The organism is Bacillus sp. 7_6_55CFAA_CT2 (assembly GCF_000238655.1).
Classification (GTDB): Bacteria; Bacillota; Bacilli; order Bacillales; family Bacillaceae_G; genus Bacillus_A; species Bacillus_A cereus.
Genome location: NZ_JH414708.1, coordinates 1220863 through 1238284 on the forward strand (window position 1 = coordinate 1220863; position 17422 = coordinate 1238284).

A 17422-nucleotide genomic window follows, 5' to 3' on the forward strand; every position below is an offset into this window, starting at 1 on the left:
AGTGGCAATACAACTTTAGAAAAGAGGGATTCCGATGCCGTTTTTAGGAAGTGTATATCAAATATTTGGATTGTATCCAGAAATTTATTATGGAATGATTTCAGCTGAACTTGCAGAGCAGCAAAGATTGGAAGAAGTGGAAAACGAAGAACAAGAGACAGAAGTGTAACTGTATAAGAAGTTTCAAAATAATAATGATAACACGCTATTTACTCTTTAAATGTATAAGAGCAAGTAGCGTGTTTTTTACTATTTAATAATCCCGTTTTCTAAAATTTTAATAGTAGGAGTTACTTTCACATTAGCTTTTGAAAAGGCACTCGGCCAATCATCTTCGACTTGTTTCCATTCTTTATATTGAAACGCTCTCGCATAATCACCAAATCCGAATGGATCAAGTTGCTGTTTTTGAATGTTGTGGATTAAATCGTTCAAATCTTTGTTTAGTTGTTTTGTAATAAGAGAAGTTAATTTCTTTCTATCTTTGTCTATATCCATATTGAATGTAAGTTCAGAGACAGCAATTTTCAAATCCATTTTAACATGAAATTTGAAGTGGTTATCGCTATAATCTGTATGGATATCACGATCCATGCTAAGAACATTTATTGTTACGAAATCGCCGCCATCGGTATCTTTTAAATCACTATTACTTTCAACTGAAGTAGAAGGGATTTTCAATGTAAGCGAAACCGGTGTATTCGCTTTCTTTTGTAACAAAAGAAGAAGGGCGCTTTCATAACGATTTAATGACATTTTATAAATTCCGCGAGAAGTTAATAGCGCGGAACCGGTAACGATAACATCCTTTTTACCTTTTTTTATTTCTGAAATAGCAGGTGTTATACCTTTATTAAACGTTTGCCTGTGAAATTCATGAAATGTCGTAAAAACGGTCCGATTGTACAGTTTGTTCGTATTAATTAAATCTGTTAAATACTCGGGAAGGGCAGGCTTATCTTTAAAGTTATTATATATAACTGAAGAAATTGGACCGTCTACTGCAACCATGCGCATGTTTCCAGTGTTTTTAGGATCACGATACCAAACATCAAGGTAAGGCATAGCCCCTTCTTGTTTTAAAAAATTTGTGCTAAATAAAATGAGCTGTAACTTTTCTGTAGATACTAAACCGCCACTTGAACTATTAAACGTTGCTTTTGCTTCTCGAGGTGTACGTACTTTCGCTTCATGTGTTTCGTACTTTTTTTCTACGTCTTCATTAAAAATAGGATTTACGTGGTACACAATTAATTTTCCTTTTGCTTTTGCGTCAAAGCCGTAAATTAATGAAATCGATTGTTTTTCTAAGTCGAGTCGATCTCCACAGCCTGTTAAAAAAGGTTATGAGAAAGTAAAGTATAGTGAAATGAATAAAGCCCCTCATTTAAACTCTTCTCCTTTTCCAATGCTGATAAAGTGTCATGTATAAGAGAAATACGACTGGGAATAGAAAAACGATAAAATAACTTGCAGTTCCCCAAAATTCTCGCAACGCACTTATTTGATAAGAGGAAGGGATATAAAAGAACAGAATGAAAGTACAACCGAATAATAAAAACCAAATAGGTAATGAACTCCCTTTTTTGTTAAGTAATTGATTGATTCCATCTGAAGCAGTAAAAATATAAGGAATGCAAGAATCAAAAATGATAAAGAGATAAAATGACAAAAAGATAATTTCAAATCGTTCCAGAAAAGAAAAGTGAAATGGTGTAACGAGAGAAAGGGTAGGCCATAAAAACTTAGTTATACCATCTGGGCTAAAATAAAGGAAAGAAACGAACGTCACTTGCAGGTAAACGAATAAAGTAATCATATTTGCAATAACAATCCCTTTTTTTGCAGATGATTTATTACTGAGGTAAGGATAAAGGACGAATGCAAACTCAAATCCGAGAAAGGCAATAATAGTTGATTTTACTGTGTTGAAAACTGGTATCCATCCTTCTTTAAGGAGAGGAAGAAGATAGATCCAATGCCCATCTTTAAGTGGGATAAATAATAGTAATGGCATCCAGAGTGTAAATAAGACAGTAAAAACAGCATAGCGGCTAATAATAAGAACACCTTTACATGCGAGCATTACCATTGGAATAGATAATAGCATCATGATTAAAAACATTGGAGATCTAGGCAAAATCCAAATGTGAATAACGTATAAGAGGGAAAAAATTAAAGAAACCGCTGCAAGAACAGCATATAAAATCCAAAAAATCATTCCTACTCTTCCTAACCATTTTCCAAGATAACGAGTTAGCACATCAAGTAAATGGTAACCAGGATGCTTCTCCATGATTTTTACAATACATAGACTGACTAAAGTAGTGGTAGCGCATCCTATAATAATAGACATCCAGCCATCTGTATTCGCCCCTTGGGCCACTTCACGTGGCAGTGTAAGTACACCGAATCCTACTTGAACACCACTAATCGTTAAAATGTATTGAAATAAACTAATCTCCCTCTTTACACGCTTTGTCACTTATCTTCCTCCTTTTCTTCTATATCCGGTTGTCGATTTTCTTGTTTTAAGTTAAGGGATAGTGGTCGTTTCTTCATTAGTTTCCATGGCAAACGCACAAGAACGTCTTTTAAATCCGTAGCAAATGATGGAGAAAAAGGACTACCGTAAGGAACACCAAGTGAGTCCATAGAAAGAATATGGATGATGATAACTGACATTCCAACCATAATTCCAATGACTCCGAATAAAGAAGCGATTATCATCATTGGAAAGCGAAGAATCCGAACTCCTGCTGACATTTCCAGATTGGGAATGATAAAAGAAGCGACTGCGGTAATAGATACGACGATAACCATAACATTACTTACGATTCCTGCTTGAACTGCAGCTTGTCCAATGACAATCCCTCCTACGACGCCAATTGTTTGTCCGACGGGACCGGGAAGTCGAACTGCAGCTTCGCGTAGCATTTCAAGTACTAATTCCATCAAAAGTGCTTCTAATATAGGCGGAAAAGGAATTTTGGCTCGAGATTCTCCAATTGTTAACAATAATTTAAGTGGAATTACTTCATAATGAAAGGAAATCATAGCAATATAAAGAGCAGGAGCAAATATTGCAATAAATAGTCCAGTGAAACGAAGGAGTCGTATAAAAGATGGAATCATAGGTCTGAAGCTGTAATCATCTATCGTCTGAAAAAAGGATGAAAAGGTCATAGGTCCTATTAATACGCCTGGTGAGCGATCTACAATAACGGCAATTCGCCCATCTAGAATATGATGTGCTGTTGTGTCAGGACGTTCAGTTATTGATAATTGTGGAAAGAGAGTAAAGGAATTATCTTCAACAAATCCTTCTAATTCACCAGTAGTAAGAATCGCATCAACTTTTACTGACTCGATACGGGATGCCATTTCTTTTACGACATTTTCGTTCGCAACATCTGCTAGATAAAGCAAAAAAACCTTTGAAGTAGCTCGTTCACCAACAGTGAATTCCTTCACTTTCAATTCGCGATTTGGAATATATCGACGAATAAGTGCAAGGCTGTCGCTCGCTACTTCATTAAATCCTTCGTGTGAGCTTTTTATGGAGCTCTCTGTTGTAGGTTCTTCAATACTCCTTTTTGGTGCCGCTTGCGTATCAAGCTCTAAAGCAGATAGTTGCCCGTTTATAAATAAAATACTTTTGCCGTGTAAAAGAGATTGTTCAATATCTGTCCACTGTTGAACTTTTTTTATATTTCCGATAGAAACAGAAGCTTCCCAAAAATCGTCTTCATTCCACTCTTTAAATAAGAGAGGACGAAGAATGTTTACGTTAATAACAGTTTTGTCTACAAGTCCTTCCATATATATAAGTGCAGCTTCCTGTCCGTTTTTTAATGGAAAAGTGCGTGTTATTAATTCTGGAATACCGCTAAACAGTTTGGACAAGTGCTTTAAATTAAGGGAAAGGGAAGAAGAGATAGATTTATTTAATGCGTAATCAGCTTGCTCTTGGGTAGAAAAAGATTTTTCACCACGCATCCATTTATTAAAAGACCCCATTTGTTCGCTTACTCCTTGTTATGTTTTATATGGGTTATTATGGATAGTTACAAGCTGACATATGCGTAGTTTAAATTTTATATTGTATATTTTTAACTTTAACGCTATAATTATAGTGTTAAAGATGGAATCGTGATATGACCTGTTATGACTCTATCGTTTTATTTATGAATAAATGGATTGGTATTTTAGCAAGATGTGCTAATAAACTACTCCACCATGATAATAACGTGCCGAAATGTGGTGCGTATATTTTCGTGGTGGAGTTTTTTTATTCTCAAAAAGGGGGAAAGACCATGAATAACAACATGGTTCATATTACAATTGACGGAAAAAAGTATACAGCGGAGCCCGGTTCAACGATATTGGGTGTTATTAATGAGAACGGGATTGAACATCCGCAAATTTGTTATGTGCCAGAAGTAGATCCTATTCAAACATGTGACACTTGTATTGTAGAAGTTGACGGAAAGTTAATGCGTTCTTGTTCGACGATAGCAACGGAAGGTATGAGCATTGAACGTGCTTCTGTTCGCGCAAAAGAAGCACAAACAGAGGCGATGGATCGGTTACTAGAAAATCATTTATTATACTGTACAGTATGTGACAACAACAATGGGAACTGTAAACTGCATAATACAGCAGAATTAATGGAAATTGAACATCAAAAATATCCTTATGAACCGAAAGTAGATGTAAGTGAAGTTGATATGACGCATCCGTTTTATCGCTATGACCCTAATCAATGTATTGCATGCGGTCAATGCGTTGAGGTGTGTCAAAACTTACAAGTAAATGAAACGTTATCGATAGACTGGGAAGCGGAACGCCCACGAGTTATTTGGGATGAAGGAGTAAATATTAATGATTCTTCATGCGTTAGCTGTGGTCAATGTGTAACGATTTGCCCTTGTAATGCTTTAATGGAGAAATCGATGCTCGGTGAAGCTGGATTTATGACAGGATTAAAGCCAGACATTCTTGAACCGATGGTCGACCTTATTAAAGAAGTAGAACCAGGATATAGCGGGATTTTTGCGATTTCAGAAGTAGAAGCATCTATGCGTGAGACTCGTACGAAAAAAACGAAAACAGTATGTACATTTTGTGGTGTAGGTTGTTCGTTTGAAGTGTGGACGAAGGGGCGTAAAATCCTTAAAGTACAGCCATCTTCAGATGCGCCAGTTAACGCAATTTCGACTTGTGTAAAAGGGAAATTTGGATGGGATTTCGTAAATTCTAAAGAGCGAATTACAAAACCTTTAATTCGTAAAAATGGAACGTTTGTTGAATCTACATGGGAAGAAGCACTGAATGTAGTTGCAAATAAATTAGGCGCTATTAAAGAAGAGTACGGCAAAGGTTCTATCGGATTTATTTCTTCCTCTAAAATTACAAATGAAGACAATTATGTAATTCAAAAATTAGCTCGACAAGTATTTGGAACGAATAATATTGATAATTGCTCACGTTATTGCCAATCACCAGCAACGGATGGTTTATTCCGTACAATTGGTATGGGCGGTGATGCCGGAACGATTAAAGATATTGCACAATCTGGTCTTGTTATTATTGTAGGATGTAATCCGACAGAAGGTCATCCTGTTTTAGCTACACGTATTAAACGTGCACATAAATTACACGGACAAAAGTTAATTGTAGCGGATCTTCGTAAAACAGAAATGGCAGAGCGATCAGATGTCTTTATTAGTCCAAAACAAGGAACAGATCAAGTATGGTTAATGGCTGTTACAAAATATATGATTGATCGAGGTTGGCATGATCAAGAATTTATTAATGAGAATGTAAACTTCTTTGAAGATTTCAAAGAGAGCCTAGAAGAATATACACTTGCATATGCAGAAGAAGTAACAGGTATTTCAAAAGAAACACTTATTCAAATGGCTGAAATGATTCGTGATGCGGATGGTACATGTATCCTTTGGGGTATGGGGGTAACGCAAAATACAGGTGGCTCTGATACTTCCGCTGCAATTTCAAACTTACTTCTTGCAACAGGGAACTATCGTCGTCCAGGAGCAGGTGCATACCCACTTCGAGGTCACAATAACGTACAAGGTGCTTGTGATATGGGTACTTTACCAGGATGGCTTCCAGGATATCAGCACGTTACTAACGAAATGGAGCGTGCGAAATTTGAAACTGCTTACGGAGTGAAAATTGATAGTGAACCAGGTCTTAATAATATTGAAATGCTTCATGCAATTGACGAAGGAAAAATGAAAGCAATGTATCTTGTCGGAGAAGATATGGCTCTTGTAGATTCTAATGCAAATCATGTACATGAAGTGTTGTCGAGCCTTGATTTCTTCGTTGTGCAAGATGTTTTCCTTTCTAAAACTGCTCAATATGCAGATGTTGTATTACCAGCAGCGCCATCTCTTGAGAAAGAAGGTAGTTTCACAAATACAGAGCGCCGTGTCCAAAGATTATATCAAGTTCTTCCTACGCTAGGAGATGCGAAACCAGACTGGTGGATCGTCCAGGAGGTTGCGAATAAACTAGGGGCAAACTGGAATTATAGCCACCCAAGTGAAATCTTTGCTGAAATGGCAAGTTTATCACCATTATTCTCGCAAGCGAACTATGAAGTTCTTGAAGGATGGAACAGTTTCCATTGGGGAAGTTTTGATGGAACAAATACACCACTTCTGTTCCAAGATGGATTTAACTTCCCAGATAAAAAAGCTCGTTTTGCGATTGCTGACTGGGTACGTCCAGCTGAATTTCCAGCCGAGTTTGACCTTCACATTAACAACGGTCGTATGCTTGAGCATTTCCATGAAGGGAATATGACAAATAAATCAACAGGTATTCAAACGAAAGTACCTGGTGTTTTCGTTGAAATCTCTCCAGACCTTGCAAAAGAACGTGGCGTAAAAACAGGTTCGTTAGTTCGTCTTGTCTCTCCTTTTGGAGCATTAAAATTACGTGCACTCGTTACGGATCGTGTAAAAGCGAATGAGTTATATTTACCGATGAACTCTACAGATAACGAAACGGCAATTAATTTCTTAACAGGCCCCGCTGTGGACGTACGTACGAATACACCTGCGTATAAACAAACGAAAGTACGTATGGAAGTGTTAGAAGTTGATGGCGAAAATCCGATGCCAAAAGCGAACCCACGCAATAAAAAACGTCACCCTCAAGCTGGAATTGAGGTACATCGTAAGTGGGCACGTCCAGGGTATGTGCATTTAACGGATAAGTAGGAGGAGAAAACTATGGCTGCACCTATAAAAATGATTCAAAAACAAGAATTAACTGAGGAAGAAATAAAACAGCAAAAATTAGATGATTTAAAGGAGCTTTTAACTAATAATGAAGAAGCTCTAAATCAGATGTTTAATATAGTAGGGGAATTAAATGACATTGGAATGCTAGAAGCTGCAAATTCTATGCTGAAAGCGAAAGAACCAATTGCAAAGATCGTTCTAGGTCAAGTAACTCGTGAGCCTGTTACAAATTTAATTAATAATATGATGGGTGCTGCAGGGGCGTTAACTGAACTTGACCCAGAACTTACGAAAAAGCTTATAGGTAGTTTATTAGTCGGGCTAGAAGAAGGTAATGAACATCTAGAAAGTAATAAAAAAGTAGGGGTATTCGATCTTATGAAAGTATTGAAAGACCCAGATATTAACCGTGCTATCGGGTTTGGGCTTCATTTCTTAAAAGGTATGGGGAAAGGGTTAAAAGACGAATAAACTTCATGAAGTGAACCTTTCCGCCTAAATATTTGTACGAAATAGTTTGGGCGGAAGGCTCATTTTGGTAAAATATATAATAAAGTAAAATGAGGCTTTTGGGAGGTATAATTGTATGTCAAAAAAAGTACATGAATTTAATGATATGATACGAAAACTTCGAAAAGAACTTTTCGGAAAAGGACCAGAACGAATTCATACTGTTTTTGCAGAAAATATGGCTATAGCGACTCTTTATGGAAACTTAACACCTACTGAAAAATTTATTTCAAGTACGATGGACGGTGCGGAAATGGTCCATATGGCTAGAACGAAAATGATTCAAGAGGTGTATGCTGCGAATTCCCGTGAACATTTGGAGGAACTTGTTGGAGCAAAATTAGTGAATTTGTTTTCAGATATGAAAGTAGAAGAAGATATTGCAGTTTCGGTATTTGTTTTCGATAAAAATATAACGTGAGAGAAGGATACTGATCGTGAAACAGATACAGGTAGAAAGAGAAATCTTTCGTTATGAACAAGGGGCGTTTAAGCATATAGAGGACAGCATTGTAACAGAGTTTCCTGTCACCATTAAAATGAACGGACAGGAGTTTGTTACAATGGTTAGTACTCCAGAATATATAGAAGATATGGTAATAGGATTCTTAGCGTCTGAAGGAGTCATTCGAAAGTATGAAGATATTGATAGTGTATGGGTGCAGGAGAAAGAAGGATTTGTACATGTAACAACGACAAAAGTAAATCCGTATTATGAACAAATGCAAAATAAACGATATATTACGTCTTGTTGCGGTATGAGTAGGCAAGGGTTTGTTTTTGCCAATGATGCACTAAGTGCAAAAAAAATGCAGGGTGTCCATGTACAGGTTGCGGCAGAGGATTGTTTTCGGTTAATGAAAGAAATGCAGCAATCTGCGGATACGTTTCATCATACTGGTGGGGTTCATAATGCAGCTTTATGTGATGTGAATGGTATTATTTTAAGCCGAATGGATATTGGTAGGCATAATGCACTAGACAAAATTTACGGTTATTGTTTAAGAAACGATATTTCTATAAAAGATAAAATCATTGTTTTTAGTGGTCGTATTTCTTCGGAAATATTATTGAAAGTTGCAAAAATCGGTTGTGAAATTATACTATCAAAATCAGCTCCAACTGAGTTAGCTTTGCAACTAGCGGAAGATTTAGGTATTACGACAATAGGATTTATTCGTAATTACTCCTTAAATGTGTATACCCATCCAGAACGTGTTTTAAATATAAAATAAAAGTGAGGCAATGAAGATGAAATCAGTTACATTAGACAAGTTGCAACGTCCGTTAAAGGATTTACGTATTTCAGTTACTGATCGCTGTAATTTTCGCTGTCGATATTGTATGCCAGAAGAAATATTTGGTCCTGATTACTCGTTTTTGTCTAATGATAAAATTTTATCTTTTGATGAAATTGAAAGGATAACACGTATTTTCGTTTCTTTAGGTGTGAGAAAATTACGGATTACAGGCGGAGAACCGTTACTTCGAAGAGGGCTTCCAAAGCTTATTGAGCGCCTTAATAAAATTGATGGTGTAGAAGATATCGGTTTAACAACCAATGGATCGTTACTTAAAAAGTTTGCTCCTGATTTATATAAGGCGGGTTTATCACGTGTGACAGTTAGTTTAGATTCCTTAGAAGAAGAGCGGTTTTTCTATTTAAATGGTAATAGGAGCAAAGTGCAAAGGGTTCTGGAAGGAATACAGGCTGCAGCTGAAGTTGGAATGAAAATTAAAATAAACATGGTCGTTCAAAAGGGAAAAAACGAACAGGACATTTTGCAGATGGCGCAATACTTTAAGGAAAATAAGCATATTCTTCGTTTTATTGAGTATATGGACGTTGGAAATTATAATGGTTGGGATTTAAAAGAAGTCATTTCTAAACAAGAAATAGTAGATACGATTCATCAAGTTATGCCGTTAGAACGGATAGAAGCAAATTATTCTGGTGAAGTGGCTACTAGGTATCGTTATATAGGAAGTGATGAGGAAATAGGTATTATTTCATCAGTAACAGATTCTTTTTGCTCATCATGTACGAGAGCTCGTATTTCTGCAGAAGGAAAATTATATACTTGCTTATTTGCTTCTAAAGGAAATGATTTAAGAGAATTGCTTCGTTCTGAACATACAGATGAGAACATTACAGATGTAGTACGCGATATATGGAATAATAGGGAAGATCGTTATTCAGATGAACGCTTAAATCATACAAATAAGAAAACAATACCTAAAATTGAAATGTCACATATCGGTGGTTAATATATAGCTAGCTTCATAGTGAAAAAATGGAAAATTTACAAGAGTTGTGGATTTTCTATTTTATAGTAAAAGTGATGATTGATATCTCTGTAAAAGATGTGCAGAGAAATTAAGCAGCATTCAAAAACCTTTATTTTGAGGAGGTTTTTTGAAGCTGCTTTTTTATTTGGAGAAAATGGAGGAATGGGTAATGGCATTTCATAAGCCGGAACAAATTGCTGAGCTTGTCATTGAGGCCGGTGTTCAAAAAGTAAGACAGACATTGCCAGCGATGCTTATTCTCGGTTTTTTAGGAGGAGCGTTTATTGCGATAGGTTTTTTACTTAACATTCGAGTTTTAGGGAATTTACCTGAGCGCTGGGGAAGTCTAGTGAATGTTTTAGGAGGAGCAGTATTTCCTATTGGACTCATGCTCGTAGTATTAGCAGGAGGAGAATTAATTACGGGAAATATGATGTCACTGTCTATGGCGCTTTATGCAAAGAAAATTACATTGATAAGTGTACTGAATAACTGGGTTTGGATTACTCTCATGAATTTTATTGGGGCAATTTTCGTTGCGTATTGCTTTGGGCATCTTGGCGGATTAACAGAGGGAGAGTATTTAAATAAAACGGTAGCGATAGCGGAAGGGAAGTTACATGAATCATTTGGGAGAACTTTAATTTTAGCAATTGGTTGTAATTGGCTCGTTTGTCTTGCTCTTTGGCTCGCTTACGGGACGAGTGATTTTGTCGGAAAAATCATCGGAATTTGGATTCCAATTATGGCATTTGTAGTGATTGGATTTCAGCAAGTAGTAGCAAATATGTTTGTCATTTCCGCTGTTATTTTTGCTGGTCATCTAACGTGGATGGATTTGGCTAAAAATTTTGTTCCTGTTTTTATCGGAAATGTAATTGGAGGAGCTGGGTTTGTTGGTTTTGCTTACTTTGCTTGTTATCAGAAACAACATTCTAATATGAAATAGAGTTCTTGAGAGGAAGGGTATGTAATGGCTGATCGGTATTCACGACAACAGTTGTTCAAACCAATTGGGAGTAAAGGACAAGAAAAAATTCGAAATAAACATGTGTTAATTGTAGGGGCAGGCGCATTAGGAAGTGGAAGTGCCGAAAGTTTCGTACGTGCAGGTGTTGGCAAGTTGACGATTATTGATCGTGACTACGTTGAATGGAGTAATTTACAAAGGCAACAATTGTACTCTGAACAAAATGCGAGAAAGAAAATGCCGAAAGCAATTGCTGCAAAAAATCGGTTAGAACAAATTAATTCGGAAGTACAAATACGTGCTTTCGTAATGGATGCAACTTCAGAAAATATGGAAGGTCTATTAAAAAATGTAGATGTAATCATTGATGCAACAGATAATTTTGATATTCGATTTGTAATAAATGATTTATCACAAAAACATAATATTCCTTGGGTATATGGTTCTTGCGTTGGATCGTATGGTATGAGTTATACAATTATTCCGCAAGAGACACCGTGTTTACATTGTATGCTGAAAAATATTCCTGTTACAGGTGTGACATGTGATACCGCTGGAATTATTAGCCCGACTGTTCAAATCGTCGCAGCATATCAAGTGGCAGAAGCACTCAAAATTTTAGTGGAAGATTTCTCAGCAATTAGAAAAACATTTTTCATGTTTGATATATGGAGTAATCAAAATCATTTTATAAAATTAGGGAAAATAAAAACAGACGCTTGTCTCTCATGCGGTTTGAATCGAACTTATCCTTATTTATCATACGAAAATCAAACGAAAGCAGCTGTTTTATGCGGAAGAAATACAGTTCAAATTAGAACAGTAGACAATAGGAAATACAATTTTGATGATATAGAAAAAGTATTACAAAAACTGGGGAAAGTAGATCGGAATCCGTATTTACTATCTTGCCAATTCGATGATTACCGCGTGGTTGTTTTTCGAGATGGTCGTGTTTTTATTCATGGTACAAATGATATTTCGAAAGCGAAACAACTATATTATCGCGTATTCGGTTAATAGAGAGGGTGTCAACAATGGAAAGAAGAGTGCCAATTACGGTTGAAGAAGCTGTTCGTAAAGTGATGGGATTTGCTGATAAAGGCTTAAAGGAGCTATTACCAATTGAATTAGCTTATGGACGTATATTAGCAGAGGATTTAGTAGCTGACCATGATGTACCGTCATTTAATCGTTCGCCATATGACGGATTTGCTATTCGAGCAGAAGATACTAATTTAGCAAGTTATGAAACGCCAATTGTATTTGAAGTAGTGGGTGAAATTGGTGCAGGATCGCTATTCCATGAGAAAGTAGCTCCGTTTCAAGCAGTTCGAATTATGACGGGAGCACAAATTCCGAATGGGTGTGATGCGGTTGTTATGTTAGAGCTGACTCGTCAATATGAGAAGAATGGCAACAATTATATGGAAGTGAAGCGATCATTCAAAAAGGGCGACAATATTTCTTTTCAAGGTGAAGATGCTCGTAAAGGAACGGTTCTTGCAAAGAAAGGATCTTACATTAATCCAGGTATTTCAGCTCTTCTTGCTACATTCGGTTATAGTGAAGTACCAGTTGCGAGAAAGCCTGTAATTGGACTGTTAGCGACTGGGAGTGAATTACTGGATGTCAATGATTCATTACAGCCAGGGAAAATCCGAAACAGTAATACGTACATGATATTGTCTCAAATTCGAAGAGCGGGCGGAAGAGTAAAATATTTTGGGAAGTTTAGTGATGATTTTAATACGTGTTTTACAGCTGTGAAAGAAGCGCTTGGCCAAGTAGATATGTTAATTACAACGGGCGGTGTATCAGTAGGAGATTATGATTATTTACCAGCTATTTACGAAAAGTTAGGTGCATCTGTTCTTTTTAATAAAGTTGCAATGCGACCAGGAAGTGTTACGACTGTAGCACAATTAAATGGCAAGTTATTATTTGGTTTATCAGGAAATCCATCAGCTTGTTACGTAGGGTTTGAATTATTCGTAAGACCGTGTATTCGGACGTATATGTTTAGTGAAAAAGTACATTTAAAAAGAGAAAAAGCGTTATTAGGAGAAGATTTTCTAAAACCGAATCCATTTACAAGATTTGTACGAGCAAAATTGCAATATGATGAGGGGAAATTAATCGCTTATCCATCAGGGTTTGATAAATCTAGCTCAGTTTCTTCATTGGCAAAATCCAACGCGTTTATCGTATTGCCGGGCGGGACAAGAGGATATAAAAAAGATATGTTTGTCGATGTTCTTTTATTAGAAGATAACGAAGGTAGTGAATGGCCTTGGACATTTCATAAAGTGAGAGGTGGTTTTAATGGAACAAGTGCTATTTGAGATTGTAGATAATCCGATTTTAGTTGAAGAAGTAACGAATAAAGTCGCAAGAAGAGAAGCAGGTGCGATTACAACATTTATTGGTACGGTGAGAGAATTAACAAAAGGAAAACGAACGCTACATTTAGAGTATGAAGCATATAAACCGATGGCAGTAAAACAACTTATGAGAATTGGAGAAGAAATTTGTGAAAGATGGCCGGATACAAAAGTAGCAATTACGCACCGTGTAGGGCGGCTAGAAATAATGGATATTGCGGTAGTCATTGCAGTTTCATCACCGCATCGTAAAGTAGCTTATGAAGCGAATGAGTACGCGATTGAACGTATAAAACGAATTGTTCCAATTTGGAAAAAAGAATTTTGGGAAGATGGAACGATGTGGATTGGAGATCAACTTGAAAATACACCATATCCAGAAGGAAAACCAAAGAAGGAAGAATGAGAAAATGATTATAATTTTATTGTTTGCAAATTTGCGTGAGGAAGTTGGATCGGATCGATTAGTGATTTCAGAAAAGCAAGAAATGACAGTGCAACAATTAAAAGAATGGCTTAAAGCCAGCTATTGTTTACAATCGTTGGATAAAGTGATGGTCGCTGTTAACGAAGAGTTTGTAATGAATGAAGAGATGATAAAAGCTGGAGATATAGTCGCATTAATCCCGCCTGTTAGCGGTGGATGATAAGCTTTTTCACCAGATGAAGCGCCAAGAAAATGTTGTATATAAATTAGAATAAGAGAAGGGATGAGTTCTATGCTTACTCAAGAACAAATAATGAATGCATTAAAACATGTAGAGGATCCAGAGTTACACAAAAGTGTTGTAGAATTAAATATGGTTAGAAATATACAAATGAACGGAACAGAGGTTAAACTTGAAGTAGTACTAACAATCCAAGGTTGTCCGTTAAAAGCAAAAATTCAACAAGATATTGAAGAATCACTTCACGCAATTGGTGCCTCTAAAGTGGAGGTAACATTTGGTTCTATGACACAAGAAGAACGTACAGCTTTAACAGAGAAATTAAAGAAAAATACTAGAACAGAAACTGGTATGCCGAGCATGCTTCGCTCGGATTCAGGAGTACGTTTTATTACTGTAACGAGCGGAAAAGGCGGAGTTGGAAAATCAACGGTGACAATTAATCTTGCAACTGCACTAGCGCGTATGGGCAAAAAGGTGGGGATATTAGATGCAGATATATATGGTTTTAGTATTCCAGCTATGATGGAAACGAATAAGAAACCAACGATGATTGATCAAACGGCAATTCCAGTCATTAGTCACGGTGTTAAAATCATGTCGATGGGATTTTTTACAGAAGGAAATAACCCAGTTATGTGGCGCGGACCGATGCTAAATAAATGGATTCAAAATTTTCTTGCGAATACGCACTGGGGAGAATTAGATTATTTATTACTTGATTTACCACCAGGTACAGGAGATGTTGCGATCGATGTTGCAGCGATGATTTCGCAAGCGAAAGAAATAATTGTTACAACTCCGCACAATGTAGCTTCATTCGTTGCTTCAAGAGTCGGTGTAATGGCAAAACATACGAAGCATGAGATTTTAGGTATTGTGGAAAATATGGCTTATTATGAAGAACAAGATGGATCGAAAAATTATCTCTTCGGAAAAGGCGGCGGCGAAATGCTTGCAGAACAATTGCAAACAGAAGTAATTGCTCAAATACCTTTTGCGAAACGTGAAGAAAATAATGGTTCATCTGTATATGATGAAGATTCTCTTGTTGGAGAAGTGTTTACATCGTTAGCTGAGGATATTATTTATAGAGGATAGAGGGGGAAGTTTAGTATGGCATGTAAGATTGATCATTCTATTGAAGATGTGATGAATAAGCTTGAAAGTCAAAAGAGTTTTTTATCAGAAGAGATTTTTAAAGGGTTAAAAAATTTTTTACAAGGTAATCACTCACAAGAAATATTAAATGATGTATTTCATCTTTTAAAAAAGTATGACTTAGTAAGTGAAGAAAAAAGAGAGACGAGAAATAATCAATTATTGTTGATTATAAAGTAAGTATACTTTGGCTTTTGTTTTGTAACAGGAGGGGTAAATGGAATGGATATGAAAAAGATGATTGAAATGATAGAAGCAACAAAAGTGACTAAAGAAGAATTATCAATTTCTACTTTACATCAAGAGCTTGTGAAGTTATATAGTCAAAAAAATGTTGCTCATTATACCGAGTTATTAAAGTATATTTTATCATTATCCGTGCAGTTCAACCTACATCTTGTATTGAAATATTTTGGCGTGCGACCAGTTGTTGCGACAGATGAGCGTATGCAATTTCAAGAGATATTTAAATGCTTAGCTAAGAAAGATGAGAATGGGGAATGGTTTCTAAATTTTGTTTCTTTATATGTAGGGCTAATTGTAGTTCTTCGTTTTGATGAGAAAGTGATTGAGAGCAATTTTTTTGATGATATGGTAGTGGATGAATGTAATGAAATATAGGATTCTGCTCATAACATTTTTCTATATTAAATGCTTTAACTGCGATTTTAGTTGGTTATGTAAATATGAAGGTAACTAATTAAGAAAAAGGAATGAAACTAGTTGGATAAAAAGAGTTCTTCAGTTGTTTCCGTCGTTTTTTCGTGTTACTATTAATCGAATTTTTCATAAGGAGAGAAAGCGATGAAATGGATTTATTTTCTTATTATTAACGTTATAGCTTTTAGCCTTATGGGGCTTGATAAACGAAAAGCAAAGAAGAAACAGTGGAGAACGCCAGAAAGTACGTTGTTTTTATCGGCGGCAGCTGGAGGAGCAGTTGGAGCTTGGATCGGCATGTATATGTTTCATCATAAAACTCATAAAAAGAAATTTGTTTTCGGCATACCGTTACTTGTTGTAATAACGGTATGTTTATTATTCGTTGTATGAGAAATGTCGAAAGAAATGCAGATTGATTATTGGTAAAGTGAGCATGTGAGACCGTATAATGGAGAAAAAATGAGAAGAGGAGAAAAAGGAAGATGGGGAGTCAATCAGCAGAGCAAAAAAAAGGGATACTATATGCGGCTGGTGCTTATACGATGTGGGGAATACTACCAATCTATTGGAAATGGGTTGAGGAAGTTCCAGCAGATGAAATATTAGCACACCGCATCGTTTGGGCGTTTGTTTTTATGTTACTCGTATTAGGTGTTACGAAGAGGTTTCGCCAGTTTATTGGGGAATTTGTGAATCTTTTTAAACGACCTAAATTATTAATGTCATTAACAATAGCTTCAGTCTTGATTAGTGGAAACTGGTTTGTTTACATATGGGCCGTTAATCATAATCATGTTATTGAAGCGAGTCTTGGCTATTATATTAATCCGCTTATTAGTATTTTACTTGGTACAGTCGTTTTAAAGGAAAAGTTAAACTTTTGGCAATATGTTGCAGTTGGTTTAGCTGGAGTGGGGGTTATCATTTTAACAGTACGTTTCGGATCTATTCCGTGGGTTTCTCTTTCACTTGCCTTTTCATTTGGATTATATGGATTAACGAAAAAATTGTTAAACTATGATGCGACAATTGGACTTACGATGGAAACGATGTTAGTGACGCCGTTTGCGATTATTTATCTAGTAATGACAGGAGTACATGGTTTCGGCTCATTTGGCTCTATCTCAATGTTATCGACATTACTATTAATAGGAGCGGGTATTGTTACAGCTCTACCACTTTTTTATTTTGCAAAAGGAGCCCAACTTATTCCGCTTTATATGGTAGGTTTTTTACAATATATTGCACCAACAATTAGCTTAATTTTAGGTGTATTCGTATTTGGTGAACATTTCACATCTACTCATATGATTGCATTTTTCTGTATATGGGTTGCATTATTTGTATTCTCGGTAGCGAAGACTAAGTTTTTAGTGCAGAAACAACCGAAATTTATAAAAAATAAATCAGCAAAAGTATCATAATGCGTAGTATTTTCTACGCATTTTTCTTTATACTGATACTATATAGGATTTCCATTATAGCTAGTAAGGAGCT

General features: G+C 36.2%; 18 protein-coding genes and 1 pseudogene. 16 read left to right on the forward strand and 3 right to left on the reverse strand.

Annotated features, from left to right (window positions below):
* Positions 1–34: 34 nt before the first annotated feature.
* Positions 35–169, forward strand: coding sequence for a hypothetical protein (locus HMPREF1014_RS06540; protein WP_001116177.1), 135 nt, complete (start codon positions 35–37; stop codon positions 167–169).
* 80 nt (positions 170–249) lie between these two features.
* Here the strand turns inward: HMPREF1014_RS06540 and gerSC are convergent.
* The 3 genes and pseudogenes from gerSC to HMPREF1014_RS06555 all read right to left on the reverse strand — a co-directional run bounded on the left by gerSC (position 250) and on the right by HMPREF1014_RS06555 (position 4020).
* Positions 250–1387, reverse strand: a pseudogene (gene gerSC / locus HMPREF1014_RS06545) (spore germination protein GerSC).
* Positions 1388–2485 carry an endospore germination permease gene (locus tag HMPREF1014_RS06550; protein ID WP_000167071.1) on the reverse strand — a complete coding sequence of 366 codons (1098 nt, stop codon included), beginning with the start codon at positions 2483–2485 and terminating at the stop codon, positions 1388–1390. It lies immediately after the preceding pseudogene.
* Complete coding sequence (locus HMPREF1014_RS06555) at positions 2482–4020, reverse strand: spore germination protein (protein ID WP_000534528.1); 1539 nt, start codon at positions 4018–4020, stop codon at positions 2482–2484. The genes HMPREF1014_RS06550 and HMPREF1014_RS06555 overlap by 4 nt, the downstream gene beginning before the upstream one ends.
* A 296-nt stretch (positions 4021–4316) precedes the next feature.
* On the opposite strand from HMPREF1014_RS06555, the gene fdhF reads away from it, so the two are divergent.
* The 15 genes from fdhF (at position 4317) to rarD (ending at position 17349) form a co-directional block, all read left to right on the forward strand.
* A complete protein-coding gene (gene fdhF, locus HMPREF1014_RS06565) occupies positions 4317–7256 on the forward strand; it encodes a formate dehydrogenase subunit alpha (protein ID WP_001063641.1) in 2940 nt (979 codons plus the stop codon).
* Positions 7257–7268: 12 nt separating this feature from the next.
* Positions 7269–7751, forward strand: a complete 483-nt coding sequence (locus HMPREF1014_RS06570) for a helical membrane plugin domain-containing protein (RefSeq protein ID WP_000729897.1) — start codon at positions 7269–7271, stop codon at positions 7749–7751.
* 115 nt (positions 7752–7866) lie between these two features.
* Entirely contained in the window at positions 7867–8211 is a 345-nt protein-coding gene (locus tag HMPREF1014_RS06575) for a Na-translocating system protein MpsC family protein (protein WP_000039582.1), read from the forward strand.
* 16 nt (positions 8212–8227) lie between these two features.
* Positions 8228–9025, forward strand: coding sequence for a formate dehydrogenase accessory sulfurtransferase FdhD (gene fdhD / locus HMPREF1014_RS06580; RefSeq protein WP_000809726.1), 798 nt, complete (start codon positions 8228–8230; stop codon positions 9023–9025).
* Positions 9026–9041: 16 nt separating this feature from the next.
* The gene (gene moaA / locus HMPREF1014_RS06585) at positions 9042–10058 is read left to right on the forward strand and encodes a GTP 3',8-cyclase MoaA (protein ID WP_000844122.1); all 1017 of its coding nucleotides are present in this window, start codon (positions 9042–9044) and stop codon (positions 10056–10058) included.
* Between the two features lie 190 nt (positions 10059–10248).
* Positions 10249–11028 (forward strand): formate channel, encoded by a 780-nt coding sequence (locus HMPREF1014_RS06590; RefSeq protein WP_009326633.1) that lies wholly within the window; start codon positions 10249–10251, stop codon positions 11026–11028.
* Positions 11029–11052: 24 nt separating this feature from the next.
* Positions 11053–12069: a molybdopterin-synthase adenylyltransferase MoeB gene (locus HMPREF1014_RS06595; protein WP_000785273.1), complete on the forward strand. Its 1017-nt coding sequence runs from the start codon at positions 11053–11055 to the stop codon at positions 12067–12069.
* Between the two features lie 17 nt (positions 12070–12086).
* Entirely contained in the window at positions 12087–13394 is a 1308-nt protein-coding gene (locus HMPREF1014_RS06600; protein WP_000442196.1) for a molybdopterin molybdotransferase MoeA, read from the forward strand.
* A complete protein-coding gene (gene moaE / locus HMPREF1014_RS06605; protein ID WP_000438664.1) occupies positions 13375–13839 on the forward strand; it encodes a molybdopterin synthase catalytic subunit MoaE in 465 nt (154 codons plus the stop codon). The genes HMPREF1014_RS06600 and moaE overlap by 20 nt, the downstream gene beginning before the upstream one ends.
* A 4-nt stretch (positions 13840–13843) precedes the next feature.
* Positions 13844–14080, forward strand: a complete 237-nt coding sequence (moaD, locus tag HMPREF1014_RS06610; protein ID WP_000583943.1) for a molybdopterin converting factor subunit 1 — start codon at positions 13844–13846, stop codon at positions 14078–14080.
* Between the two features lie 72 nt (positions 14081–14152).
* Positions 14153–15202 carry a P-loop NTPase gene (locus HMPREF1014_RS06615; RefSeq protein ID WP_000957513.1) on the forward strand — a complete coding sequence of 350 codons (1050 nt, stop codon included), beginning with the start codon at positions 14153–14155 and terminating at the stop codon, positions 15200–15202.
* A 15-nt stretch (positions 15203–15217) separates the two neighbouring features.
* Positions 15218–15442: a hypothetical protein gene (locus tag HMPREF1014_RS06620; protein WP_000752306.1), complete on the forward strand. Its 225-nt coding sequence runs from the start codon at positions 15218–15220 to the stop codon at positions 15440–15442.
* A gap of 42 nt (positions 15443–15484) precedes the next feature.
* Positions 15485–15883: a hypothetical protein gene (locus HMPREF1014_RS06625; RefSeq protein WP_000367287.1), complete on the forward strand. Its 399-nt coding sequence runs from the start codon at positions 15485–15487 to the stop codon at positions 15881–15883.
* A 183-nt stretch (positions 15884–16066) separates the two neighbouring features.
* A complete protein-coding gene (locus HMPREF1014_RS06630; RefSeq protein WP_000871349.1) occupies positions 16067–16315 on the forward strand; it encodes a DUF1294 domain-containing protein in 249 nt (82 codons plus the stop codon).
* 92 nt (positions 16316–16407) lie between these two features.
* Positions 16408–17349 carry an EamA family transporter RarD gene (rarD, locus tag HMPREF1014_RS06635; protein ID WP_000535538.1) on the forward strand — a complete coding sequence of 314 codons (942 nt, stop codon included), beginning with the start codon at positions 16408–16410 and terminating at the stop codon, positions 17347–17349.
* Positions 17350–17422: the final 73 nt, after the last annotated feature.

Coding starts and splice junctions, on each gene's coding strand:
- HMPREF1014_RS06555 (WP_000534528.1), bottom strand. CDS start 4,020: ATGGGGTCTTTTAATAAATGGATGCGTGGTGAAAAATCTTTTTCTACC.
- HMPREF1014_RS06620 (WP_000752306.1), top strand. CDS start 15,218: ATGGCATGTAAGATTGATCATTCTATTGAAGATGTGATGAATAAGCTT.
- HMPREF1014_RS06630 (WP_000871349.1), top strand. CDS start 16,067: ATGAAATGGATTTATTTTCTTATTATTAACGTTATAGCTTTTAGCCTT.
- moaD (WP_000583943.1), top strand. CDS start 13,844: ATGATTATAATTTTATTGTTTGCAAATTTGCGTGAGGAAGTTGGATCG.
- HMPREF1014_RS06590 (WP_009326633.1), top strand. CDS start 10,249: ATGGCATTTCATAAGCCGGAACAAATTGCTGAGCTTGTCATTGAGGCC.
- HMPREF1014_RS06600 (WP_000442196.1), top strand. CDS start 12,087: ATGGAAAGAAGAGTGCCAATTACGGTTGAAGAAGCTGTTCGTAAAGTG.
- HMPREF1014_RS06540 (WP_001116177.1), top strand. CDS start 35: ATGCCGTTTTTAGGAAGTGTATATCAAATATTTGGATTGTATCCAGAA.
- moaE (WP_000438664.1), top strand. CDS start 13,375: ATGGAACAAGTGCTATTTGAGATTGTAGATAATCCGATTTTAGTTGAA.
- HMPREF1014_RS06570 (WP_000729897.1), top strand. CDS start 7,269: ATGGCTGCACCTATAAAAATGATTCAAAAACAAGAATTAACTGAGGAA.
- HMPREF1014_RS06615 (WP_000957513.1), top strand. CDS start 14,153: ATGCTTACTCAAGAACAAATAATGAATGCATTAAAACATGTAGAGGAT.
- HMPREF1014_RS06595 (WP_000785273.1), top strand. CDS start 11,053: ATGGCTGATCGGTATTCACGACAACAGTTGTTCAAACCAATTGGGAGT.
- moaA (WP_000844122.1), top strand. CDS start 9,042: ATGAAATCAGTTACATTAGACAAGTTGCAACGTCCGTTAAAGGATTTA.
- fdhF (WP_001063641.1), top strand. CDS start 4,317: ATGAATAACAACATGGTTCATATTACAATTGACGGAAAAAAGTATACA.
- HMPREF1014_RS06625 (WP_000367287.1), top strand. CDS start 15,485: ATGGATATGAAAAAGATGATTGAAATGATAGAAGCAACAAAAGTGACT.
- rarD (WP_000535538.1), top strand. CDS start 16,408: ATGGGGAGTCAATCAGCAGAGCAAAAAAAAGGGATACTATATGCGGCT.
- HMPREF1014_RS06575 (WP_000039582.1), top strand. CDS start 7,867: ATGTCAAAAAAAGTACATGAATTTAATGATATGATACGAAAACTTCGA.